This is a genomic window from Xanthomonas sp. NCPPB 3569, from assembly GCF_041475645.2.
Lineage (GTDB): Bacteria > Pseudomonadota > Gammaproteobacteria > Xanthomonadales > Xanthomonadaceae > Xanthomonas > Xanthomonas phaseoli.
This window is the reverse complement of sequence record NZ_CM192969.1, coordinates 1,233,277-1,256,270: the sequence shown is the minus strand read 5'-3', so window position 1 is coordinate 1,256,270 and position 22,994 is coordinate 1,233,277. Positions and strand designations below refer to the sequence as shown.

Genomic DNA, 22,994 nt, shown 5'->3' with positions numbered 1-22,994 from the left:
CTCGGAACCAGAACGTGGTCAGGTCAGCGCTTGCTGCTTGCGTTGTCGATCTGCAGTTTCCGCTACAGCATCAGCGCGCTTACGGGATGCGATCGCACCACATGCCTTATCGCTTCGACAGAGATTTTCGCAAGGTGCATGCGCGCGTCGATGACAGTGCGTGCTGCACTGGCTGCAGCATTATGCGCATCAGCGCCACCTTCGCTTTGGCGCCAATTCGTCTTTAAAAATTTTGTGTCTGACACTTTTTTGCACTTGAGCATCTCCGCGCTCTTGCTCTTTTGCTCTTTTGCGCTCTTGTGCTCTTGTGCTCTTGTGCTCTTGAACATGCGAGCCCGGAAGCAATCGCAACGCAATAACGCGCACCACTGATGCATCGAATGATCGACGAGCTTTCGAAACATCGCCAGGCATCTTCCGAACATCATGCGACACCGGCAATCGCGACGTAATGGCAGATAGCTTTCGCTGCAATGGCTGGCGTCTACGCTGCTTCTGATGGCGTTACCAGCAGATGCGTCAACTGCGCATCTATACGCATCAAAGATGATGCATAAATCAGCATCGAGCAGCACGACGCTGCAGCTCGGACGCGCAGCACTTCCGCCATCTCTGGCGTCTGCGCAACGCTTGTCTTTCTCGCGCATCCGCGGTCGATGTACGAAACTCAATTACTCAACGCCACCAGCCAGCACGACAACGCGTGACGAGCGCGTGCATGAAAGTTGTGCTTATGCAGCGGGCGCTGTTGCCTACCAGTACGACCATCCAACCGGCGCGTAGTGCCGCAAACGCGCGCGATGCGGCAAGGAACTTACGCAGCACAACAGTCGCTGCAATGATGCGACGCAGATTCGATGTTGCGATGCACGCGACGCTGCTGCGCAGCGCTATGCGTTGCGGGCAATCGTCATCGTCAACCCCTCTCATTCAGCCGCGATTGTGTGATCGACGCCTACCTTGCGCCAACTTTTTGACCCACCGCATTTGGTGGGCGCCTTCGGCAGATGGTCTTTCGCCGAAGCATTTGGCGACCGGTGGCAGGTCGCCTCCCCATGACGCCAAGCCCTCTGCACTGGTGCATCCACATTGGATGCTCTGCGGACCGGCCCATACGGAGCAAGGAGTTCTATGAAACTTGTTTGGATACTCTGGCTGTCGCATGTGTTGCCGCAGCCAGCCGCAGATTCGCTGTGTTTGAGCACGACCGTCTATCTGGAAGCGCGCGACCAGACCTTGCGTGGCCAGCAGGCCGTTGCAGAAGTTGCATTGCGCCGCCTGGATAGCGGTTTGTGGGGCGACTCGATGTGCCAGGTGGTCACTGCACGCAAGCAGTTCGCGCCGACGATCGTCGCGCCAGGCACGCAGTTGAAGAACGACGATGCCTGGAACAAGGCATTGGGCGTGGCACTGGCGGCGCAGCGCAACTGGGCATTGCCGGTTGGCCAACGCAAAGAGATCGTGCCGGGCGCCAGCCACTTTGCCGCAAGCGCAATCGCAAGCCCCAGCTGGCGCAATGCCTATCAGGTGGCCACCATCGGCGACCACACGTTCTATCGCGTGCAATCGCTGCGCCCGCGCAACGCGTCCTGAGCGCGCAGCGTTGCGGCGCCTGCGAGCGTCATAGGTTGCTTAGCTCGCCGATCATCAAGATGCAGTGTCGATGGGTTTGATGCGTTTCAAGCGCCCATCTCGAGACAGTCATGCGTCGCAGCGCGACGAACACGGCGCCCACATGGCAATCAGTCGGTGCGGCCGCACGCCGTATCAGGCACCGCCCCGTCTCGCACAGCCGGTGGGTTGCAAACAAGCTCCTGACCAAGCCGGAGCCGCCACGTGCGCGCGGCCAGCTCGGTGATGCCATTCATCTCGGCACGACACCGGCTCCAGCGACCACAAGGCAACTCAGCGGCGCCCTATTGAAGCCGCAATACCCGCTGCGCGCTCCACACGGCGTCGCCTGCCCGCTAAGCTTGGATCTTCATTCCCGCGGGTACCGTCCATGAAGCTGTATACCAAGCCCGGCGCTTGTTCGCTGGCAGATCACATCGTGTTGCGTTGGTCGGGGCTGCCGTTCGAGCTGAGTGTGGTCGATGCGGCGACGATGAAATCTCCCGAATACTTGCGCCTGAATCCCGCAGGCGCCGTGCCATTGCTGCTGGTCGACGATTGGGCACTGACCCAGAACGCAGCCATCCTCAATTACATCGCCGACATCGCACCGCTCACCGGCCTGGCCGGCGATGGCACCGCGCGCAGCCGTGCCGAAATCAATCGGTGGATCGCCTTCGTCAACGCCGACGTGCACCCCACCTTCAAGCCGATCTTCGGCAGCACCGCGTATCTGCAAGACCCGGCGCTGATTGCACGCAGCCAGGACGATGCGCGCAGCAAATTGCGCACGCTGTACGAGCGCGTCGATGCGCATCTGCAAGGTCGCAACTGGCTTGCCAGCGACAGCCACACCGGTGCCGATGCGTATCTGTTCGTCACCTTGCTGTGGGCGCAGAAAGTCACGGTGAATCTGGATGGATTGAATGCGCTGCAGACGTTCGTGCAACGCATGCTGGCCGATGCCGATGTGCAGGCTGCACTCAAGGCCGAAGGTCTGGCCTGACCGCGCAGGCGTCTGCCACACGACGCGCAACAAAAAACGCCGGGCAATGCCCGGCGTTTTCATGACAGCAGTGACCGAACAACTCAGCCCAGCAGATGCGCCACGCCGCTGCGCTCTTCTTCCAGCTCGGCCAGGGTCTTGTCGATGTACTTCTGGCTGAAGTCGTCGATCGGCAGATCCTTGACGATGGTGTACTTGCCGTTTTCGGTGGTGACGGGGAAGCCGAACATCACGCCTTCCGGAATGCCGTAGGAGCCGTCCGACGGCACGCCCATCGTCACCCACTTACCGTTGGTGCCCAGCACCCAGTCACGGATGTGGTCGATGGCGGCATTGGCGGCGGAGGCGGCCGAGGACAGGCCACGCGCTTCGATGATCGCTGCACCGCGCTTGCCCACGGTCGGAATGAAGGTGGAAGCGTTCCACTCCTGGTCGTTGATCGCATCGCTGATGGAGGCGCCATCGGCGGTGGCGAAACGATAATCCGGGTACATGGTCGGGCTGTGGTTACCCCACACCGCCAGCTTCTCGATGCCGGCGACCGGCTTGCCGAGCTTGGCCGAGAGCTGGCTCAGCGCACGGTTGTGGTCCAGGCGCAGCATGGCGGTGAAATTCTTCGGGTCCAGGTTCGGCGCCGACTTCATGGCGATGTAGGCGTTGGTGTTGGCCGGGTTGCCGACCACCAGCACCTTCACGTCGCGCTTGGCGACCTTGTTCAGGGCCGCGCCCTGTGCGGTAAAGATTTCCGCATTGGCCAGCAGCAGGTCCTTGCGCTCCATGCCAGGGCCGCGCGGACGCGAACCGACCAGCAGGGCGACATCGACGTCCTTGAAGGCCACTTCGGCGTCGTCGGTACCGACCATGCCGGCCAGCAGCGGGAACGCGCAGTCCTCCAGTTCCATCATCACGCCCTTGAGGGCGGCCTGGGCCTTCTCAATCGGCAGTTCAAGCAACTGCAGGATGACCGGCTGGTCCTTGCCCAGCATTTCGCCGGAGGCGATGCGGAACAGCAGGGCATAGCCGATCTGGCCGGCAGCGCCGGTCACAGCAACACGAACAGGTGCTTTCATGGGGAGTTTCCTCTGCTAAAAAACGTTGGCGGGGGTCGCACGCTGGCGGGGCGCAAGGCCTGGCGGCGCGCGTTGACAAGCGAACGGCCGCACATGGCGGCCGTTCGACGGGATGCGATCAGGCGGCGAGGATCTTGTTCCACTCCGCAACGCGGTCGGCCTTGGCGGCCAGCACGGCGTCGGTGTCGCCTTCGATGGTGAGCGTCTTGATGGTGTCGCCCTGGGCAACGCTATCGACCACGTCCAGGCCCTGGGTGACCTTGCCGAACACGGTGTGCTTGCCGTCCAGCCACGGGGTGGCGGTGTGGGTGATGAAGAATTGGCTGCCGTTGGTGTTCGGGCCGGCATTGGCCATGGACAGCACGCCGCGCTCGTGGCCGACGCCATTGTTGGTCTCGTCTTCGAAACGGTAGCCCGGGCCACCGCGGCCGGAACCTTCCGGGCAACCGCCCTGGATCATGAAGTCGGCGATGACGCGGTGGAAGCTCAGGCCATTATAGAAGCCGCGCTTGGCCAGGTTGACGAAGTTGGCAACCGTCAGCGGGGCCTTGTCCGGGTACAGCTCGACGACGATCGGGCCGCGGGAGGTGTCGAAAGTGGCGATCAGGGACATAGAAATCCTTGCAGGTTCTGGGGTGATCAATAGCCCGCTAGGATACACCCGGGTGCGTGGCCGACCGCATGGGTACGACCATCGTTCAACGCTCCCGCCCGCCCGGCGCATGGCCCGTCACGCTGGCTGAATGGGCCATCTGAATCAACTTCGGGCAATCGGCAACGGCAGCGCAACGAAACCGCTATAATGTCGGGCTTACCTCATCTCAAGACTGGCGCCAGACAGGGGCCCTTTCCGCATGTCTATCGAAAAACTCCGCAATATCGCCATCGTCGCGCACGTCGACCACGGCAAGACCACCCTCGTCGACTGCCTGCTGAAGCAGTCGGGCACCCTGTCCGAACGCACGGTGTTGGCTGAACGCGTGATGGACAGCAACGACCAGGAAAAGGAACGTGGCATCACGATCCTGGCCAAGAACACCGCCATCACCTGGCAGGGTAACCGCATCAACATCGTCGACACCCCTGGACACGCCGACTTCGGTGGCGAAGTCGAGCGCGTGCTGTCGATGGTGGACTCGGTGCTGATCCTGGTCGACGCGATGGACGGCCCGATGCCGCAGACCCGCTTCGTGACCCAGAAGGCCTTTGCGATGGGCTTCAAGCCGATCGTGGTGGTCAACAAGATCGACCGTCCCGGCGCACGCCCGGACTGGGTGATCGACCAGGTGTTCGACCTGTTCGACAAGCTCGGCGCCACCGACGAGCAGCTGGATTTCCCGATCGTCTACACCTCCGCACTGAACGGCTACGCCAGCCTGGATTCGGACGTGCGCGAAGGCGACATGACCCCGCTGTACGAAGCGATCATGCAGCACGTCTCGGCCCCGGACGTGGACCCGGACGGCCCGTTCCAGATGCGCATCAGCCAGCTGGACTACAACAATTTCGTCGGCGTGATCGGCATCGGCCGCATCCAGCGCGGCACCCTGAAGAAGAACATGCCGGTCAGCGTGATCGACCGCGAAGGCAAGAAGCGCCAGGGCAAGGTGCTGCAGGTACTGGGCTTCCTGGGCCTGGAGCGTATCGAGCAGGACACCGCCGAGGCCGGCGACATCGTGGCCATCTCCGGCATCCAGGAACTGACCATCTCCGACACCGTATGCGCGCTCGATCATCCCGAAGCGCTGCCGGCGCTGACCGTGGACGAGCCGACCATCTCGATGACCTTCCAGGTCAACAACTCGCCGTTCGCCGGCAACAAGGACTTGTCCGGCGGCAAGTTCCTGACCAGCCGCCAGCTGCGCGACCGCCTGGACCGCGAGAAGGTGCACAACGTGGCGCTGAAGGTCGAGGAAGGCTCGGACGCCGACAAGTTCCTGGTCTCCGGCCGTGGCGAGCTGCACCTGTCGGTGCTGATCGAAAACATGCGTCGTGAAGGCTACGAGCTGGCCGTGTCGCGTCCGGAAGTGATCATCAAGGAAATCGACGGCAAGCTGATGGAGCCGATCGAACAGCTGGTGGTGGACATCGAAGAACAGCACCAGGGCGGCGTGATGGAAAAGCTGGGCACCCGCAAGAGCCAGCTGAAGAACATGGAACCCGACGGCAAGGGCCGCGTGCGCCTGGATTACATGATCCCGGCGCGTGGCCTGATCGGCTTCCAGAACGAATTCCGCACCCTGACCCAGGGCTCGGGCCTGCTGTTCCACGTGTTCGACCACTACGGTCCGAAGGAACAGGGCGCGATCGCCAAGCGCCAGAACGGCGTGATGATTGCCAATGCACCGGGCGCGACCCCGGCCTATGCCCTGGGACCGCTGGAAGAGCGTGGCCGCCTGTTCGCCGCCGAAGGCGACAACGTGTACGAAGGCCAGCTGGTCGGTATCCATTCCAAGGACAACGACCTGACCGTCAACGCGATCAAGACCAAGCCGCTGACCAACATGCGCGCCTCGGGCAAGGACGATGCGATCAAGTTGACCCCGGCGATCAAGTACACGCTGGAACAGGCGCTGGACTTCATCGAGGACGACGAGCTGGTGGAAGTCACCCCGAAGGAAATCCGCCTGCGCAAGAAGTTTCTGACCGAAAGCGACCGCAAGCGCGCCGGCCGTTCGGGCTGAGTTGTTGAGCTGACGCGTGAGTAACAAACCCTATAGCCCGGATCCGCGCGCGCATCCGGGACTGCATGTGATCGCCTTGCTTGAGGCGGTCAAGGGAACGCTTGCGCTGCTGGCGGCGACGGGCCTGGAAATTCTGGGCCCGCTCCCGCTGCAAAACGCGGTCATCACCCTGATCCGCCGCTTCAATCTGGACCCCGACCACGGCGCGCTGCCGTCGTTGCTCAAGACCATCAGCCCCGATGCGGTGCATCTAGCTGCTGCCGCCATGCTGGCCTATGGCCTGCTGCATGTGGTGGAAGCCTGGGGTCTGTGGCGTGCCAAGGCGTGGGCCTCGGTGCTGGGCTGCCTGTCGGCGGCCATCTATCTGCCTTTCGATATCTACGCCATCGTGCGCCATCCTGGCTGGACCGCCTGGGGCGTGCTGGCGATCAACCTGCTGGTGGTCGGCGTGCTGGCACGCGATCTGGTGCGGCGCCGCAGTCGCTGAGTTTGCCGCCCGTTGGCGGGCGCGTCCTTCCGTTGTCACCCCGACGCAGCGCCGTTAGCCTGCAACTTCTCCCCGGGGACGACCTTCCATGCGATTCACTCTTTTGTCCTTCGCGCTGCTTGCCGCGCTGTGCGGCTGTGCGCATGCCGATGATCCGTCGCGTTCTGCGACCGGTGCTGCCAACGCATCCACCGTCCTTTCGTTCGATCTGAGCGAGGCCGACGTCGCCGGCCTGCAGGCGCGCATGGCCAGCGGCCAGAGCAGCAGCCTGCAACTGACGCGCGCGTATCTGCAGCGGATTGCCAGCATCGATGGCGCCGGCCCCAGGCTCAACGCGGTGATCGAACTCAATCCACAGGCCGAAGCCGACGCACGCGCCCTGGACGCCGAACGCAAAGCCGGCCACGTGCGTGGGCCGCTGCACGGCATCCCGGTGCTGCTGAAGGACAATATCGACGCGCTGCCGATGGTCAACAGCGCTGGCTCGCTCGCGCTGGCCGAGTTCCGCCCCGACCGCGATGCGTTTGTGGTGCAGCGCCTGCGCGCCGCCGGTGCGGTGATCCTGGGCAAGACCAACCTCAGCGAATGGGCCAATTTCCGCTCCACCCAATCCAGTTCCGGCTGGAGCGGACGCGGGGGGCTCACGCGCAATCCGTATGCGCTGGATCGTAATCCCTGCGGTTCCAGTGCCGGTACCGGTGCGGCCATCGCGGCCAGCCTGGCCACCGTCGGCATCGGTACCGAAACCGACGGCAGCATCACCTGCCCGGCATCGGTCAACGGCCTGGTCGGGCTCAAGCCGACCGTGGGCCTGGTCAGTCGCGACGGCATCATCCCGATTTCCGCCAGCCAGGACACCGCCGGCCCGATGACGCGCAGCGTCGCCGATGCGGCTGCAGTGCTGCAGGCCATCGCCGCACCCGACCCGCAGGACCCGGCCACCGCCAAGGCACCGGCGACCAGCGTCGATTACCTGGCCCACCTGAAACCCGACAGCCTGCGTGGCGCGCGCCTGGGCCTGTTGCGCAACCCGCTGCGCGAGGACCCGGCGATCGCCGCGGCGCTCGACCGCGCCGTGCGCACCCTGCGTGACGCCGGCGCCACCGTGGTCGAGACCGCGCTGGCCACGGATGGCAAGTGGGATGCTGCCGAGCAAACGGTCTTATTGGTCGAATTCAAGGCCGGTTTGAACGCGTATCTGCAGAACCACCGCGCGCCCGTGGCGAGCCTGGGGCAGTTGATTGCGTTCAATCGCACGCAGGCGCAGCGCGAGATGCCGTACTTCGGGCAGGAATTGTTCGAACAGGCGCAGGCAGCGCCCGGTCTGGACGATGCGGGGTACCTGAGTGCGCGCGCCACTGCCAGACGGCTCGCCGGACCGGAAGGCATCGACGCAGCCTTGAAGGCAGATCGCTTGGATGCCTTGATCGTGCCTACCACCGGCGCGGCATGGATCACCACACTCGGCAAGGGCGATACCTTCCCCGGTGCCGGCTATGGTGCCGCGGCGGTGGCCGGCTATCCGAGCCTGAGCGTGCCGATGGGGCAGACCCAGGGCTTGCCACTCGGCCTGTTGTTCATGGGCACGGCCTGGAGCGAGCCGCGCCTGATCGAGCTGGCGTATGCGTACGAACAACGCAGCCATGCGCGCTTTACGCCGGGCTATGCGCCAAGTGCGCCGAGTGCGCGCGATCCAGCCACATCAGCACCCGTGCCCGTCGTGCCGGCACGGGCGTCGATCAAGAAGAATTGATTGGGCGACGCATGACCACGTGCCACGGCTGGCATTGGACGCCGCACTGACGCATGCAAGCGCAGCCAGTACTTGCGCGAACAAATGCAAGCGCCAAGACCGTGCCCTCCGATACCTTCATAAGTACCAACCGTACGTCTTGGACGCCGGTAGCCAGCGCTATACGAGGCCCCAAGCACGACTATCAAACCGTAGCGAGCAGTCGCTGATGCGTACGTAGCGCGCACGGTGCGAAGACACCGGAGGACATGCGGATGCCGAGCACCGGCCGCACCGCTTGGCGACCGTGCAAGCGGTCTTGGCCGCGCTAGATGCTGGCCGCAGGCTCGCCGTCTTCGGCGCCCGGCGAGCGCACGCTCTCCTGTGCAATCGGCTCGGCAGGGCGTGATGGCGTTCTTTCCTGCGTCGCGATTTCGGCGCGCAGCCTCGGCAAGGCATAGGCATGCTCGCGGGTCAGGAAATCGATCATGCGTTCGCGCACCAGGCAGCGCAGATCGAAGGCATCGCCCGAATTGCGTGCGCTGACCAGCAGTCGCACCTGGATGGTGTTGTCGCTGGTGTCGGTAATCTGGGTCACGCACACGCGGCCATCCCATAGCGGTTCGCTGTGGCAAATACGCTCCAGCTCCGCACGTACCGCTGCAATCGGCGTGCGGTAATCCAGCCACAGGAACGCGGTGCCGAGCAGATCGGCACTGCTGCGCGTCCAGTTCTGAAACGGGTTTTCGATCCACCAGGTCAGCGGCACCACCATGCGGCGCTCGTCCCAGATCCGTACCACCACGTACGAGCTGCCGATCTCTTCGATGCGGCCCCACTCGCCCTCCACGATCACCACATCGTCCAGGCGAATGGGCTGGGTCAGTGCAATCTGCAAGCCGGCGATCAGGTTGCCGAACACCGGCTTGGCCGCGATACCGGCCACCAGCCCGATGATGCCGGCCGACGCCAGCAAGGTCTTGCCGATCTGGCGCACCTGCGGGAAGGTCAGCAGCACCACCGAAATGCCGAGCAAGATCACCGTGCCCATCAGCACGCGGCTCAGCACCCGCGCCTGGGTCTGGATGCGCCGTGCGGTGAGGTTGTCCGACACCTCGATCGGGTTGCTGCGCAAGATCGCCGCTTCGCCGGCGGCCACCGCGCGTACCAGCAGCCAGGTGACGCAGCCGACGATTCCCAGGTGCAGCAGATGCTGCACCGCTGCCAGCGCCTTGCCGGCCAACGGGGTCGCTTCGGTGGCAATCCCCAGAAACAGCAACGGCAGGATAAATGCCGCCGGCAGCGTGATCACGCGAATGATGCGCGCGCGGCGGTAGTCGCGGCCCTGCATGCGGCGAAACAGCCACAGCATCAACGACCAGGTAACGATGCCCGCCAGCAGCGAGGCACCGAGCGGAATTGCGTATTCGCGGATGACGTTCCAATCGGCAGTCAAACCGTTCCTCCTGTGGGGGAAAGAGGGATGGCTGCCAGAGCATGCCGCACGCGGCATGAGCATCACGTCATGCGCATACGCCGATCATGCGCGCAGCGGCTGCGAGGCCACCTGTTGCTGCTTGCGCACGATCGCCATCGCAATTTCCAGCGACTGTTCGTAGTTCAGACGCGGATCCACGCTGGAGCGATACGCCCGTTCCAGATCGCGCTCGGTGAGCTCGCGCGCACCGCCGGTGCATTCGGTGACATCTTCGCCGGTGAGTTCCAGATGCACGCCGCCCAGCCGCGTGCCGGCGGCCGCGTGCAGATCGAACGAGGTCTCCACTTCGTTGCGAATATTGTCGAAGCGCCGCGTTTTGTAGCCATTTCCGGTGCTTTCGGTATTGCCATGCATCGCATCGCACACCCATAGCACCCGCCGCCCGTCGCGCTTGACCGCATCCAGCAACGGCGGCAACTTCTCGGCGATCTGCGCCGCGCCCATGCGATGGATGAAGCTCAAACGCCCGGGCTCGTCCTCGGGATTGAGCACATCGATCAGGCGCAAGAGCTGGTCAGGCTGCACCGACGGCCCGACCTTGATCGCAATCGGGTTACGCACGCCACGCAGGTATTCCACGTGCGCGCCATCCAGCGCGGCCGTCCGCATCCCGATCCATGGGTAATGCGTGCTCAGATTGAACCAGCCCCACTGGCGCGGCACCTGACGGGTCAGGCCTTCTTCGTACGGCAGCAACAAGGCCTCGTGCGAGGTGTAGAAATCGATGCGATTGAGGTTGTATACCTCTGCCCCGGACAGCGTTTCCATGAAGCGCACGGCGTCGCCGATCGAGGCCACCATCTTCTGGTAGTCCGCCGCCAGCGGCGAATAGCCCACCCAGTCCAGATTCCAGTATTCGGGGTGATGCAGGTCGGCGAAGCCGCCGTCGATCAACGCGCGCACGAAGTTCATCGTCATTGCCGAGCGCGAATGCGCGGTGATCATGCGACGCGGATCGGGCACGCGCGCGGCCTCGGTAAAGTCCGGCGCGTTGATCACATCGCCGCGATAGCTCGGCAAGGTCACCCCATCGCGCGTTTCGGTGTCGGCCGAGCGCGGCTTGGCGTATTGCCCGGCAAAGCGCCCCACCCGCACCACCGGCAAATGCAGGCCATGCACCAGCACCAGGCTCATTTGCAGCAGCACCTTCAACCGGTTGGAGATGGTGCCCGATTCGCAATCGCTGAAATTTTCAGCGCAATCGCCACCCTGCAGCAGGAAGCGTTTGCCTTCCTGCGCTTCGGCCAACTGGCGCTTGAGCGCAAAGATTTCCCACGAGGTCACCAGCGGCGGCAGCCGCCCCAACTCGTGCATGGCCGCCTGCAGCGCGCGCTCATCCGGGTACACCGGCAGCTGCAATGCAGGTTTGCCGCGCCAGCTGTCCGGTGCCCACGCTGCGGCGGCCGAATCGGTAGCGGAAGTGGCAACAGGAAGATTCATGAAAGGACTCCTAGGCAGCCTGCGATGTTCGCAGAGCCGGAATGCTACGCAAAGCGCCGGGAGGCCAGTGGCACCGAATTGCCGCCAAATCCGTCCAACGCGCTTATCGCGCGCAGGCGCTTGGACCTGAACAGCAAACAACATTGCCTGTCGAGCCATGACTTTCGACCTACGCTAGCGCTCGCCAAAGCGCTCAACGTTACAAGGTAACAATACCTCCCCTCACCCGCCCCGCGAAACCGCCATGACTCCTCGTCTCCTGTCTGCCGCCATTACCGCCGCCCTGCTGGCAGCCCCCATCGGTATGGCGTTTGCTGCCGATGCCGACGCCGAACGCACGACCGATCTGGACACGGTCAATGTGATCGCCAAGCTCGAGGCGGCGCGCAATGCCCTGTCGCCGGACATCGGCAGCAGCCAATTCGCCATCACCGCTGACGACATCGATCGCCTGCCGCTCGGCGCGGCGACCCCACTCAATCAGGTCCTGCTGCAAGCCCCGGGCGTGGTGCAGGATTCCTACGGCGGCATCCACGTGCGCGGCGACCACGCCAACCTGCAGTACCGCATCAACGGCGTGATCATTCCCGAATCCATCTCCGGCTTCGGCCAGAGCCTGGAGCCCCGCATCATCAAGAACCTCAAGCTGCTCGATGGCGCGTTGCCGGCACAGTTCGGCGACCGCACCGCTGCGGTGGTCGACATCACCACCAAGAGCGGTGCCGAACTCGGCAATGGCGGTAGCGTCGGTATCACCGCCGGGTCATTCGGCACCATCAACCCCAACGCCTCGCTGTGGGGCAGCAGCGGGCGTTGGAGCTGGTTCGTCAGCGGCGATTACGACCAGAACAAGAATGGCCTGGAAAACCCGGTCGACAGCCTCAACCCCCTCCATGACAAAACCCATCAGGGCAAGGGCTTCGCCGATCTGACCTACCTGGTCAACGACAACACCCGTCTCAGCCTGCTCGTCGGCTACGCGAACAATCGCTTCCAGATCCCCAACAATCCAGGGCAGACGCCGGCCTTCGATTACCTGGGCACCACCGATTTCGACTCCTCGCGCCTGGACGAGAACCAGCGCGAAAACACCCGCTTCGGCACCCTGGCCCTGCAAGGCACGCTCGGCGACACCAACTATCAGCTCTCCGCCGGCCAGCGTTACAGCAACGTCGCCTTCTCCCCCGACGTTGCCGGCGACCTGATCTTCAACGGCATCGCCTCGCAGGTGGACCGCAGCAACCGCGCCAATACCGTGCAGGCGGATTTCGCGACGCCATGGGGCGGCTCGCACACGCTGCGCTACGGCGTGTATGGCAATTTCGAACACGCCATCGCCAGCAACAATTCGTATGTCTTCCCCGCCAACGACGACGGCAGCCAGAGCAGTAACGTGCCACTGTTCATTCCCGACGGCAGCCGTTTCCATGCCAGCACCTACGCGCTCTACCTGCAGGACGAGTGGAAGATCGGCGAGGACTGGACCGTCAATTACGGGCTGCGCGGCGACAAATACAAGGCCTTCGGCGCGACCGAAGGTCAGCTCAGCCCGCGCCTGGGCGTCATCTGGCGCGCCAGCGACAGCACCACCCTGCACGCCGGATACGCGCGTTACTTCACCCCACCGGCCAGCGAGCTGATCTCCACCAGCGACATCGCGCTCTACGACGGCACCACCAACCAACAGTCGGCCGGTGACGGCCCGACCACGCCACTGAGCGAGCGTAGCGACTACTACGACCTGGGCATCTCGCAAGTGGTCACCGACCATCTGACGCTCGGCCTGGACACCTATTACCGCAAGGCAGACCGGCTCCAGGACGAAGGCCAGTTCGGTGCCGCCTATATCTATTCCACCTTCAATTACCGCTATGGCCGCATCCGCGGCGCCGAATTCAGTGCCGACTACACTAACGGGCCGGTGACGGCGTATTTCAATCTTGCCTACAGCAAAGCCATGGGCAAGCGGGTCATGACCAGCCTGTACAATTTCGATCCGGATGCGCTGGCCTATACCTACGACAATTGGATCCACCTGGATCACGACCAGAAGCTGACCTCTTCCGGCGGCATCAACTACGCCTTCAGCGAAGGCAGCAAGGTCGGCCTCAACTATCTGTTCGGCAGCGGCTTGCGCACCGATACCGACACTGTGCCCAACGGCGCTTCGCTTCCGTCGTACTTCCAGTTGAACGCCAGCGTCGGCCACGACTTCGACGTCAATACGCATCCGCTGCACGTGCAATTGGCCGCAGTCAATGTCCTCAACCGCAGCTACCAGTTGCGCGATGGCGGCGGTATCGGCGTCTTCGCGCCACAGTGGGCGCCGCGCCGCGGCGTCTATGTGAGCCTGCAACAGGACTTCTGATGCGGTGCAAGGCAACGGATGGAACGGTGCATAACCGGCCCATTCGTTGCCGAAGTCCGATGACCGAGCCTAGCGAGCAGCTGGCCACGCTGCCTACCGCCCGCATGCGGGATGCGCATCGTTTGGCAGACGCATGCATCGGCTCATTGATTCGAGCGGTGCCGCGATCCAACGGCGATCCACCAGCGCTGGCCAGCGGAAAGAGCCAGGAATCAGTCACGCCTTCGATGTCCTCATTGGCGCTCGCGGTCGACACGCCGCAGACGCGTACAAAAGCGGCAGCAGCAGCCGTAGCGGTAGCAGTAGCGGCAGCGGCAGCGGCAGCGGCGTCCAGCACCAAGGCCTGGAAGCAGACGCGCCGGCCCAACGCAGCGCAGGCCGGCCACCTTGCGACGAACCAAGGTGCCTGACCTGCAGCGGATCAGGCGCCCCTTCTACCCGCCAATCACGCATCAGCGTCGCCTAGGTGACGCACAGCACCCGTTGACCATCACGATGACCCTGCACGCCTACCAGGCTGCCGCAGGGCACTGCAACGCACCGGAGCCGTTAGTGATGGACCGAGCTACGCCGCGCCTTGAAGCCCGCGTACAGCGCCCACAACGCCAACCCCACGAACCACACCATGCTCCACATCGGCATGCTCAACCCGAGGAAGCGCCAATCGATATTGCCGCAGTCGCCGGTGCCGGTCAGCACGGTGCGGAACACCTCGAAGGGCCCCATCGTCTCGCTCAGAAAGCTCAACGGCGGCCCGCACGAAGACATCATGTCCTTGGGCCGGATCTGCACCCACACATGCCGCGCAGCGATGCCCATGCCCACGCCTGCGGCGATGAAACTCAAGACCCCATAGACCTTGCGCCCGGCGGCGGCACGCGGCCCATGCAGTGCGCCGAGCAGAAAAAACACTGCCAGCGCCGCGAAGGCGATCCGTTGGAAGATGCACAGCGGGCACGGCTCCAGACCCAGATGCAACTGCACATAGATCGCGTAAGCCAGCAATCCTGCGCATGCAAGAAAGCCCAGCAGAAACTGCGCCCGGAAACTCCAACGAAATGGATTCATCGTCACTGCTTGCCTTGGGTCAGGTTGTCGATTATCAGCCATCGCCACGGCCGTGACCACGCATGCTCGAACGCGCGGCCCTTCGGGCGAGGCGCCGGGAGGGATCTGCCGCATGGCGGCGACAAGGCGAGCAAGCGCTGCACGCATTACCCCAGAGGTCAGGATCACCGCATGAAACATCCAATCACGGCGACGCCGGTGCAGCCTCGGGCACCGACACGCATCGACCAAGCCGCAGGCGCGTTTCCGTGCACGCCTGCTTACCCGCATCGCCCCAGCTTGCGCAGCACGCGCCGGCCGACTGATAGAGCCAACAGCGTTCAGCACCCAACCCATTCGACTGGCAATAAAAAAGCCCGGCGCGTGCCGGGCTTTTTCGAGAATCTTTACAGAGGCGATCCGATTACTCGGCCACTTCTTCGGCAACGACCGGACGGTCGACCAGCTCGACATACGCCATCGGCGCATTGTCACCAGCACGGAAGCCGGCCTTCAGGATACGCAGGTAGCCGCCGGGACGGGTCGCATAACGCGGGCCCAATTCGACGAACAGCTTGCCCACCGCTTCCTTGTCGCGCAGGCGAGCGAACGCCAGACGACGATTGGCAACGCCATCGACCTTGCCGATCGTGATCAGCGGCTCGGCGACGCGACGCAGTTCCTTGGCCTTCGGCAAGGTGGTCTTGATCAGCTCGTGCTTGAACAGCGAAGCGGCCATATTGCGGAACATGGCTTCGCGGTGCGCGCTGGTACGGTTGAACTTACGACCGGATTTCTGGTGACGCATGAGTGTGATTTCCTAAGGAATATTGAGACTGCTTCAGTGACGTTGTCGCCATCCTGGCGTTGTTGAATGGACTGCGGTTGGTCCGAGCCGGCCGTCCTTGAACCGGATGTCATCGCAGGCTTTAACCCGTCGATGTAGAAAAACGAACATGGGCGCCCGAAGACGCCCATGCCTTGATGCATTAACCAAGCATGCCGTGCTGGGCGACGCCGGCCGGCGGCCAGTTCTCCAGCTTCATGCCCAGCGCAAGGCCGCGCTGTGCCAGCACTTCCTTGATTTCGGTGAGCGACTTCTTGCCCAGGTTCGGGGTCTTGAGCAGCTCCACTTCGGTCTTCTGGATCAGATCGCCGATGTAATAGATGCTCTCGGCCTTGAGGCAGTTGGCCGAACGCACGGTCAGCTCGAGGTCGTCGATCGGGCGCAGCAGCACCGGATCCACACCGCTGGCAGCCGGCTTGGCCGCACCGCGATCGCGGTGGGTGAAATCGCCGAATACCGACAGCTGATCGCTGAGGATGTCGGCGGCGGTGCGCACGGCTTCCTCGGCATCGATCGTGCCGTTGGTTTCGATATCGATGACCAGCTTGTCGAGGTCGGTACGCTGTTCAACGCGCGCAGCTTCCACGGCGTAGGCAACGCGACGCACCGGCGAGAACGACGCATCCAGCATCAGACGACCGATGGTACGGGTCTCTTCATCCGGACGACGACGTGCAGCAGCCGGCTGGTAGCCGAAACCACGCTCGATCTTCAAGCGCATGTTCAGCGCGGTGTCTTTGGTCAGGTGGCAGATCACATGGTCGCCGTTGATGATCTCGACGTTGTGATCGGTCCTGATGTCTGCCGCAGTGACCGTACCCGGACCCTGCTTGGACAGCGACAGCGTGGCGCTATCGCCACTATGCATGCGAATGGCCACGTCTTTCAGGTTCAGCAGGACGTCGAGCACGTCTTCCTGCAGACCTTCGACCGTGGTGTACTCGTGCAGCACGCCGTCGATCTCGACCTCGGTGATCGCAAAACCGGGGATCGACGACAACAACACACGACGCAGGGCATTGCCCAACGTGTGCCCGTAACCGCGCTCCAAGGGTTCGATCACGACCTTGGCACGGTTGTCGGTAAGACGTTCGATCTGCGGACCACGGGGGCGCAGAACCTGGTTGGCGGTAACCGTCATGTTGCGGGGTCTCCTGCGAACCTCCGGCAGTACCGGAGGTTCTCCAATGTGAATTACTTCGAATACAACTCGACGATCAGCGCTTCGTTGATATCCGAAGGCAGGTCAGCGCGATCCGGAACGGCCTTGAACACGCCGCTGAACTTCTTCGAATCGACTTCAACCCACGACGGCGTCATGTCGTGCTGCTCAGCCACGGTCAGGGCTTCCTGCACGCGGAGCTGCTTCTGTGCCTTTTCCGACAGCGTGATCGCATCGCCGGCCTTGATCTGGTACGAGGCCAGGTTCACCGACTTGCCGTTGACCAGCACGCCACGGTGCGACACCAGCTGGCGCGCAGCCGGACGGGTGACGGCAAAGCCCATGCGATAGCAGACGTTGTCCAGACGGGTTTCCAACAACTGCAGCAGGTTCTCGCCGGTGTTGCCCTTCTTGGTAGAGGCCTTCTTGTAGTAGTTGCGGAACTGACGTTCCAGCAGACCGTAGATACGCTTGACCTTCTGCTTTTCGCGCAGCTGGGTGGCGTAGTCGGAGAGCTTGCCCTTGCGAGCCGCGCCGTGCTGGCCGGGCTTCTGCTCAAGCTTGCACTTGGAGTCCAGCGCACGCGCCGGGCTCTTGAGGGAAAGGTCGGCGCCTTCGCGACGCGCGAGCTTACAGGTAGGACCGATATAACGAGCCATTTCTTATCGCTCCCTTTAGACGCGACGCTTCTTCGGCGGACGGCACCCGTTGTGCGGGATTGGCGTCACGTCGATGATGTTGGTGATCTTGTAGCCCACGTTGTTCAACGAACGCACGGCCGACTCACGGCCCGGACCCGGACCCTTGATACGCACTTCCAGCGACTTCACGCCGTAATCGAGCGCAGCGCGGCCAGCCTTCTCGGCGGCAACCTGGGCAGCGAACGGGGTCGACTTACGCGAACCACGGAAACCGGCGCCGCCGGACGTAGCCCACGACAGTGCATTGCCCTGGCGATCGGTGATGGTGACGATGGTGTTGTTGAACGAAGCGTGGACGTGAGCGACGCCGTCAGTGATGACGCGCTTGATCTTCTTCTTCGTTTTCTTTTCTGCTGGCTTGGCCATGATCTATCCCTTACTTCCTGATCGCCTTGCGCGGACCCTTGCGGGTGCGGGCGTTGGTACGGGTGCGCTGACCACGCAGCGGGAGACCACGGCGATGACGCAGGCCGCGATAGCAGCCCAGGTCCATCAGTCGCTTGATCGCGATACCGATTTCGCGGCGCAGGTCGCCTTCGACGACATACTTGCCGACTTCGGCGCGCAGGCGCTCGATTTCGGGTTCGGACAGATCACGAATCTTCGTGGTCGAGGTAACGCCTGCGGATTTGCAGAGCTTCTTCGAACGGGTACGGCCGATGCCGTAGATGCTTTGCAACCCGACCCAGACGTGCTTCTGGGCTGGCAGGTTGACGCCTGCAATACGCGCCATGACGCGATTCTCCAACTGAGTGATGGCCCGACAGCGCCCAGGCGCCATCCGGCAGGATGGATCAAAAGTGAACTCGGAATTATAGCAAGGCCTCGGATTGCTTTGAAGCCCGTGGAACCAAAGGTTCCATGGACCCGGCGTGGGGAGTGTGCCCTCGCTCCGGCGCCGGACGGTGTTGATCCAGAAAACCGCTCTGAATCGCCTGTGCTACTCCCGCACAAGACCACCCCGTCACACCCGCGCGCGAGACGTCGCGCGAGCCACCCTTCTGATCGGAAGATCGTGGCCCGGGAACCAGGCCGTCTTCACGCAATGAAGATCTAGTGTACCACTTAACCGCGCGCAAGACCGCCGCGTGACCCACCCTTCAGGTTGGCCTTCTTCAGCAAGCTCTCATACTGGTGCGACATCAAGTGCGCCTGAATCTGCGCAATGAAGTCCATCACCACCACTACCGCGATCAACAGCGAAGTGCCACCGAAGTGGAACGAGGTACCGAGCTGCGTGCGCATGATTTCCGGCAACAGGCAAACGATCACCAGGTACAACGAACCGGCTGCGGTCAGACGCGTCAGCACGCCATCGACATAATCAGCGGTCGCCTTGCCAGGACGGATGCCCGGAATCAGTGCGCCCGACTTCTTGAGGTTGTCCGCGGTTTCCTGCGAGTTGAACACCAGCGCGGTATAGAAGAACGCAAAACCAATAATCAGCGCAGCGAAGACCAGCATGTGCACCGGCTCACCGGGCCCAAGCGCATTGGCAATCTTCTGCAGCCACGACCCCACCCCACCCGAGGCCGCCTGGCCGGACCACATCGACAGCGTCGCCGGGAATGCCAGGATGCTGGACGCGAAGATCGGCGGAATCACGCCGGCCATGTTGAGCTTCAGCGGCAGGAACGAGGTCTGGTTCATGTACGCATTGCGACCGCCCTGGCGGCGCGCGTAGTTGACCGTGATCCGGCGCTGCCCACGCTCGACAAATACGACGAACAGCGTGAACGCCAGGATCGTGATGACGATCAACAACAGCGAAATAAAGCTCAGATTGCCTTCGCGGAACGCTTCAACGGTCTGGATCGCTGCCGACGGAAGGCCTGCGACAATACCGGCGAAGATGATCAACGATACGCCGTTACCGATGCCGCGCTCGGTGACCTGCTCACCGACCCACATCAGGAAGATGGTGCCAGCGGTCAATGCGATCACCGCGGTGAGCACGAAGCCCATGCCCGGCGCATAGACCACCGGAGCGCCGCCCGGGGCGGTCTGGTTCTGCAGTGCCAGCGCGATACTGCCGCCCTGCACCACTGCCAGCAACACCGCACCGATGCGCGAATACTGTGTGATCTTGCGTCGGCCCGATTCGCCTTCCTTCTGCATCGCCTTGAGGGCGGGAAAGATATGCGTGGCCAACTGGATCACGATCGATGCCGAGATGTACGGCATCACGTTCAACGCAAAAATACTGAAACGGTGCAGGGCGCCGCCCGAGAACATGTTGAACATGTCCACGATGCCGCCGCCCTGCGCCTGCATCAACGAAAGCATGGCATCGGGATTCACGCCAGGCACCGGCACGTAGCAACCGATGCGATAGACGATCAATGCCCCGAGGACGAACAGTAGCCGCTGGCGAAGTTCCGTGAACTTGCCGAGCCCGCCACCGAGGTTACCAATGCCAGCCTGCGCCATCTGCCGATTACTCCTCTACGCTGCCGCCGGCAGCTTCGATTGCCGCCTTGGCGCCTGCGGTTGCCGCAACGCCCTTCAGCACGAACTTCTTGCTCAGCTCGCCCTTCAGCACGATCTTCGCCTTCTTGGCGCGGCTCGGGACCAAATTGGCCGCACGCAGCGCTGCGAAATCGACATCACCGGCATCCAGCTTGTCCAGCTGATACGACAGCACTTCTGCGGTATCGCGCGCCATCTTGGAGCGGAAACCGATCTTGGGCAGACGGCGCTGCATCGGGGTCTGGCCGCCTTCGAAGCCGGCCTTGATCTTGCCGCCACCCTTACGAGCGAACGAACCCTTGTGACCGCGACCAGCGGTCTTGCCGAGGCCCGAACCGATACCACGACCGACGCGGGTGCGCTCGGTACGGGCGCCGTCGGCCGGCTTGAGGTCATTAAGACGCAGAGTCATGGGATTACTCCTCAACCTTGACGAGGTAGTGAACCGTATTGATCAGGCCACGCACCTGCGGGCTGTCCTTCAGTTCACGCACATCGCTGAGCTTATTCAGGCCCAACGCACGCACCGACAGGCGGTGACGCGACTGGGTTCCACGCAGGCCACGCACCAGGCGCACCTTCACGGTCTTGTTGGTGTCCTTAGCCATGGTTGAGCTCCTCCACCTTCTTGCCGCGCTTGGCCGCAACGCGTGCCGGCGACTGCACTTCCGACAGACCCTTCAGAGTCGCGCGGACCAGGTTGATCGGATTACGCGAACCAACGGCCTTGGCCAGCACGTTCTTCACGCCAACCGCTTCCAGCACAGCGCGCATGGCGCCGCCCGCGATGACGCCCGTACCTTCCGAAGCCGGCTGCATGTAGACGCGTGCTGCGCCATGGCCCGACTTGACCGCATGCCACAAGGTGCCGTTGTTCAGATCGACAGTGGCCAGGTTCTTGCGCGCCTGTTCCATCGACTTCTGGATGGCGACCGGCACTTCGCGCGCCTTGCCATAGCCGAAACCGACCTTGCCCAGACCATCGCCGACCACGGTCAGCGCGGTGAAGGTGAACTGGCGACCGCCCTTGACGGTCTTGCTGACGCGATTGACCGCGACCAGCTTCTCGATCATGCCATCGTCGACTTTCTCTTCGCGGTTACGGTCGCGATCACGACCCCGCGGTGCACGTTCTTCTGCCATCTTGATTCCTTGATTGATTGAGTATGTACGGCTCGAAGCCGCTTATGGTTGTGAAGTGACGCGGTGTTCCCGATGCCGCTGCAAAAGAACGGGTCGGTCCGGCATCTTCCTGCCGGCGGTATCGCGAAGGTGGTCGATGACCACCTTCGCAGCAGTACTTAGAACTGCAGGCCGCCTTCGCGCGCCGCGTCAGCGAGCGCCTTGATGCGGCCGTGGTAACGGTAGCCCGAGCGGTCGAATGCGACCTTCTCGATACCCGCAGCCTTGGCGCGCTCGGCGATCAGCTTGCCGACCTTGGCAGCCGCATCGCTGTTCTTGCCGTTCTTCAGGCCGTCCTTGACGTCGGCCTGCAGGGTGTTCGCAGCAGCGATCACCTTGGAGCCGTCGGCAGTGAAGACCTGCGCATACAGGTGCTGGCCGGTGCGCAGCACCGATAGACGGGCAACGCCCAGCTCACGGATGTGCGCACGGGTGGACTTGGCGCGACGCAGACGGGCGATGTTCTTGTTGATGCTCATGATATTTATCCTACGAAAGCTGAAGGAAAACAGGCTTGTACATTGAAAAGTCCGGCCATGGATGGCCGGGCTCCTCGCAGAGGGACCTGCCTTACGCCTTCTTGGCTTCCTTGCGAATGATGACTTCACCGGCGTACTTCACACCCTTGCCCTTGTAGGGCTCCGGCGGACGGAAACCGCGGATCTTGGCGGCAACTTCGCCGACGCGCTGCTTGTCGGCGCCCTGGACCACGATTTCGGTCTGGCTCGGGGTCGACAGCGTGATGCCTTCCGGCGCCACGAACACCAGCGGGTGCGAGAAGCCGAGCGCCAGGCTCAGGTCCTTGCCCTGCATGGCAGCACGGTAACCGACGCCCACCAGCTCGAGCTTGCGCTCGAAGCCTTCGGAGACACCCTTGACCATATTGGCCAAAATGGCGCGCACGGTGCCGGTGAGGGCGATCTGCGACGGATCGTTAGCCGACAGCGTGGCAACGTCGCCATCGATGGCGATTTCGACACCAGCCGGCTTCGGCAGGGTCAACGTGCCCTTCGGGCCCTTGACGCTGACCAGCTCAGGCTGGACCTTGAGTTCAACACCCTTCGGGAGGGAAACAGGCTTCTTGGCTACACGGGACATGTTCGATTCCTTCCCTTAGGCCACGAAGCACAGAACTTCACCACCAACGCCGGCTTCGCGAGCCTGCGCATCGGTCATGATGCCCTTCGACGTGGAGATGATGGCGATACCCAGGCCACCGAGGACCTTGGGCAGCTCGGTCTTGCCGCGGTACTGGCGCAGACCCGAGCGCGAAAAACGCTTCAGGGTCTCGATGACCGGGCGGCCTTCGAAATACTTCAGCACGATTTCCAGTTCCGCCTTGTTGTTTTCGGTCTGGGTCACGCGCAGGTCGGTGATGTAACCCTCGTCCTTCAGGACCTGGGCGATCGCAACCTTAATCTTGGACGACGGCAATTTCACCGTCTGCTTACCAACCGCGGCCGCATTCTTGATGCGAACCAGCAGGTCGGCGATGGGATCAGTCATGCTCATGTGAGTACCTTTGAGTGCACCGATATCCGCTTTCGCGAAAATCTTGTGTTTTCCTGGGGACGGGCCAGGACCCTTGACGCCATGCCAGGCCCCTACGGGCAAGACAGAAGCGGAAGTATACGACAAAAGAGCCCGACTTGCGTCGGACTCTCGTGTTGAACAGAACCATCCTGTTCAA

26 protein-coding genes are annotated in these 22,994 nt (G+C 62.9%); 8 read left to right on the top strand and 18 right to left on the bottom strand.

Annotated features, from left to right (window positions below):
- Nucleotides 1–62 precede the first annotated feature (62 nt).
- Nucleotides 63–647 carry a hypothetical protein gene (locus tag ACCQ03_RS05405; protein ID WP_209226039.1) on the bottom strand — a complete coding sequence of 195 codons (585 nt, stop codon included), beginning with the start codon at nucleotides 645–647 and terminating at the stop codon, nucleotides 63–65.
- 484 nt (nucleotides 648–1,131) lie between these two features.
- On the opposite strand from ACCQ03_RS05405, the gene ACCQ03_RS05400 reads away from it, so the two are divergent.
- Both ACCQ03_RS05400 and ACCQ03_RS05395 read left to right on the top strand, forming a co-directional pair.
- Nucleotides 1,132–1,593: a cell wall hydrolase gene (locus ACCQ03_RS05400; protein WP_005915848.1), complete on the top strand. Its 462-nt coding sequence runs from the start codon at nucleotides 1,132–1,134 to the stop codon at nucleotides 1,591–1,593.
- Between the two features lie 409 nt (nucleotides 1,594–2,002).
- Nucleotides 2,003–2,617 (top strand): glutathione binding-like protein, encoded by a 615-nt coding sequence (locus ACCQ03_RS05395; RefSeq protein WP_057679594.1) that lies wholly within the window; start codon nucleotides 2,003–2,005, stop codon nucleotides 2,615–2,617.
- An 83-nt stretch (nucleotides 2,618–2,700) separates the two neighbouring features.
- Here ACCQ03_RS05395 and ACCQ03_RS05390 read toward each other — a convergent pair whose 3' ends face one another.
- Together ACCQ03_RS05390 and ACCQ03_RS05385 are read right to left on the bottom strand one after the other, a co-directional pair.
- Nucleotides 2,701–3,687: a malate dehydrogenase gene (locus ACCQ03_RS05390; RefSeq protein ID WP_057679593.1), complete on the bottom strand. Its 987-nt coding sequence runs from the start codon at nucleotides 3,685–3,687 to the stop codon at nucleotides 2,701–2,703.
- 118 nt (nucleotides 3,688–3,805) lie between these two features.
- Nucleotides 3,806–4,300 (bottom strand): peptidylprolyl isomerase, encoded by a 495-nt coding sequence (locus ACCQ03_RS05385; RefSeq protein WP_017156228.1) that lies wholly within the window; start codon nucleotides 4,298–4,300, stop codon nucleotides 3,806–3,808.
- Between the two features lie 241 nt (nucleotides 4,301–4,541).
- Here ACCQ03_RS05385 and typA point away from each other — a divergent pair, with 241 nt between their 5' ends.
- From typA to ACCQ03_RS05370, 3 genes are all read left to right on the top strand, one after another.
- On the top strand, nucleotides 4,542–6,371 hold the full coding sequence (typA, locus tag ACCQ03_RS05380; RefSeq protein WP_057679592.1) for a translational GTPase TypA: 1,830 nt from the start codon (nucleotides 4,542–4,544) through the stop codon (nucleotides 6,369–6,371).
- 67 nt (nucleotides 6,372–6,438) lie between these two features.
- A complete protein-coding gene (locus tag ACCQ03_RS05375) occupies nucleotides 6,439–6,858 on the top strand; it encodes a DUF2127 domain-containing protein (protein WP_017156227.1) in 420 nt (139 codons plus the stop codon).
- 103 nt (nucleotides 6,859–6,961) lie between these two features.
- The gene (locus tag ACCQ03_RS05370; protein WP_209226063.1) at nucleotides 6,962–8,611 is read left to right on the top strand and encodes an amidase; all 1,650 of its coding nucleotides are present in this window, start codon (nucleotides 6,962–6,964) and stop codon (nucleotides 8,609–8,611) included.
- A gap of 307 nt (nucleotides 8,612–8,918) precedes the next feature.
- Here ACCQ03_RS05370 and ACCQ03_RS05365 read toward each other — a convergent pair whose 3' ends face one another.
- Nucleotides 8,919–10,046, bottom strand: a complete 1,128-nt coding sequence (locus ACCQ03_RS05365) for a mechanosensitive ion channel family protein (protein WP_057679590.1) — start codon at nucleotides 10,044–10,046, stop codon at nucleotides 8,919–8,921.
- A gap of 84 nt (nucleotides 10,047–10,130) precedes the next feature.
- Nucleotides 10,131–11,528: a class II 3-deoxy-7-phosphoheptulonate synthase gene (locus ACCQ03_RS05360; protein WP_150145598.1), complete on the bottom strand. Its 1,398-nt coding sequence runs from the start codon at nucleotides 11,526–11,528 to the stop codon at nucleotides 10,131–10,133.
- 24 nt (nucleotides 11,529–11,552) lie between these two features.
- Here ACCQ03_RS05360 and ACCQ03_RS05355 point away from each other — a divergent pair, with 24 nt between their 5' ends.
- Genes ACCQ03_RS05355 through ACCQ03_RS05345 form a run of 3 tightly spaced genes read left to right on the top strand, consistent with a single transcriptional unit; the run spans nucleotide 11,553 to nucleotide 14,306 of the window.
- Nucleotides 11,553–11,738, top strand: a complete 186-nt coding sequence (locus ACCQ03_RS05355) for a hypothetical protein (RefSeq protein WP_081022913.1) — start codon at nucleotides 11,553–11,555, stop codon at nucleotides 11,736–11,738.
- Nucleotides 11,739–11,772: 34 nt separating this feature from the next.
- Nucleotides 11,773–13,896, top strand: a complete 2,124-nt coding sequence (locus ACCQ03_RS05350; RefSeq protein WP_150145596.1) for a TonB-dependent receptor — start codon at nucleotides 11,773–11,775, stop codon at nucleotides 13,894–13,896.
- Between the two features lie 59 nt (nucleotides 13,897–13,955).
- On the top strand, nucleotides 13,956–14,306 hold the full coding sequence (locus ACCQ03_RS05345; RefSeq protein ID WP_057679587.1) for a hypothetical protein: 351 nt from the start codon (nucleotides 13,956–13,958) through the stop codon (nucleotides 14,304–14,306).
- 139 nt (nucleotides 14,307–14,445) lie between these two features.
- Here ACCQ03_RS05345 and ACCQ03_RS05340 read toward each other — a convergent pair whose 3' ends face one another.
- The 13 genes from ACCQ03_RS05340 to rpsH form a co-directional block, all read right to left on the bottom strand.
- Nucleotides 14,446–14,964 carry a disulfide bond formation protein B gene (locus ACCQ03_RS05340; protein ID WP_008571663.1) on the bottom strand — a complete coding sequence of 173 codons (519 nt, stop codon included), beginning with the start codon at nucleotides 14,962–14,964 and terminating at the stop codon, nucleotides 14,446–14,448.
- Nucleotides 14,965–15,367: 403 nt separating this feature from the next.
- Entirely contained in the window at nucleotides 15,368–15,751 is a 384-nt protein-coding gene (rplQ, locus tag ACCQ03_RS05335) for a 50S ribosomal protein L17 (protein ID WP_003486665.1), read from the bottom strand.
- A gap of 181 nt (nucleotides 15,752–15,932) precedes the next feature.
- On the bottom strand, nucleotides 15,933–16,931 hold the full coding sequence (locus tag ACCQ03_RS05330) for a DNA-directed RNA polymerase subunit alpha (protein ID WP_002811635.1): 999 nt from the start codon (nucleotides 16,929–16,931) through the stop codon (nucleotides 15,933–15,935).
- A 53-nt stretch (nucleotides 16,932–16,984) separates the two neighbouring features.
- Entirely contained in the window at nucleotides 16,985–17,611 is a 627-nt protein-coding gene (gene rpsD / locus ACCQ03_RS05325) for a 30S ribosomal protein S4 (RefSeq protein ID WP_002811641.1), read from the bottom strand.
- A gap of 15 nt (nucleotides 17,612–17,626) precedes the next feature.
- Nucleotides 17,627–18,019, bottom strand: a complete 393-nt coding sequence (gene rpsK / locus ACCQ03_RS05320) for a 30S ribosomal protein S11 (protein WP_003486671.1) — start codon at nucleotides 18,017–18,019, stop codon at nucleotides 17,627–17,629.
- A 10-nt stretch (nucleotides 18,020–18,029) separates the two neighbouring features.
- Nucleotides 18,030–18,386, bottom strand: a complete 357-nt coding sequence (gene rpsM / locus ACCQ03_RS05315) for a 30S ribosomal protein S13 (RefSeq protein WP_057661874.1) — start codon at nucleotides 18,384–18,386, stop codon at nucleotides 18,030–18,032.
- A 332-nt stretch (nucleotides 18,387–18,718) separates the two neighbouring features.
- Nucleotides 18,719–20,083 carry a preprotein translocase subunit SecY gene (gene secY / locus ACCQ03_RS05310; RefSeq protein ID WP_008571664.1) on the bottom strand — a complete coding sequence of 455 codons (1,365 nt, stop codon included), beginning with the start codon at nucleotides 20,081–20,083 and terminating at the stop codon, nucleotides 18,719–18,721.
- Between the two features lie 7 nt (nucleotides 20,084–20,090).
- Nucleotides 20,091–20,534: a 50S ribosomal protein L15 gene (rplO, locus tag ACCQ03_RS05305; RefSeq protein ID WP_003486676.1), complete on the bottom strand. Its 444-nt coding sequence runs from the start codon at nucleotides 20,532–20,534 to the stop codon at nucleotides 20,091–20,093.
- A 4-nt stretch (nucleotides 20,535–20,538) separates the two neighbouring features.
- A complete protein-coding gene (gene rpmD / locus ACCQ03_RS05300; protein ID WP_209226037.1) occupies nucleotides 20,539–20,730 on the bottom strand; it encodes a 50S ribosomal protein L30 in 192 nt (63 codons plus the stop codon).
- Complete coding sequence (rpsE, locus tag ACCQ03_RS05295) at nucleotides 20,723–21,265, bottom strand: 30S ribosomal protein S5 (RefSeq protein WP_003486682.1); 543 nt, start codon at nucleotides 21,263–21,265, stop codon at nucleotides 20,723–20,725. Before rpsE ends, rpmD begins: the two co-directional genes overlap by 8 nt.
- 158 nt (nucleotides 21,266–21,423) lie before the next feature.
- On the bottom strand, nucleotides 21,424–21,783 hold the full coding sequence (rplR, locus tag ACCQ03_RS05290; protein WP_003486684.1) for a 50S ribosomal protein L18: 360 nt from the start codon (nucleotides 21,781–21,783) through the stop codon (nucleotides 21,424–21,426).
- A 91-nt stretch (nucleotides 21,784–21,874) separates the two neighbouring features.
- On the bottom strand, nucleotides 21,875–22,402 hold the full coding sequence (gene rplF, locus ACCQ03_RS05285; RefSeq protein WP_017156220.1) for a 50S ribosomal protein L6: 528 nt from the start codon (nucleotides 22,400–22,402) through the stop codon (nucleotides 21,875–21,877).
- 15 nt (nucleotides 22,403–22,417) lie between these two features.
- Nucleotides 22,418–22,816 carry a 30S ribosomal protein S8 gene (gene rpsH / locus ACCQ03_RS05280; RefSeq protein WP_003486688.1) on the bottom strand — a complete coding sequence of 133 codons (399 nt, stop codon included), beginning with the start codon at nucleotides 22,814–22,816 and terminating at the stop codon, nucleotides 22,418–22,420.
- Nucleotides 22,817–22,994 lie beyond the last annotated feature (178 nt).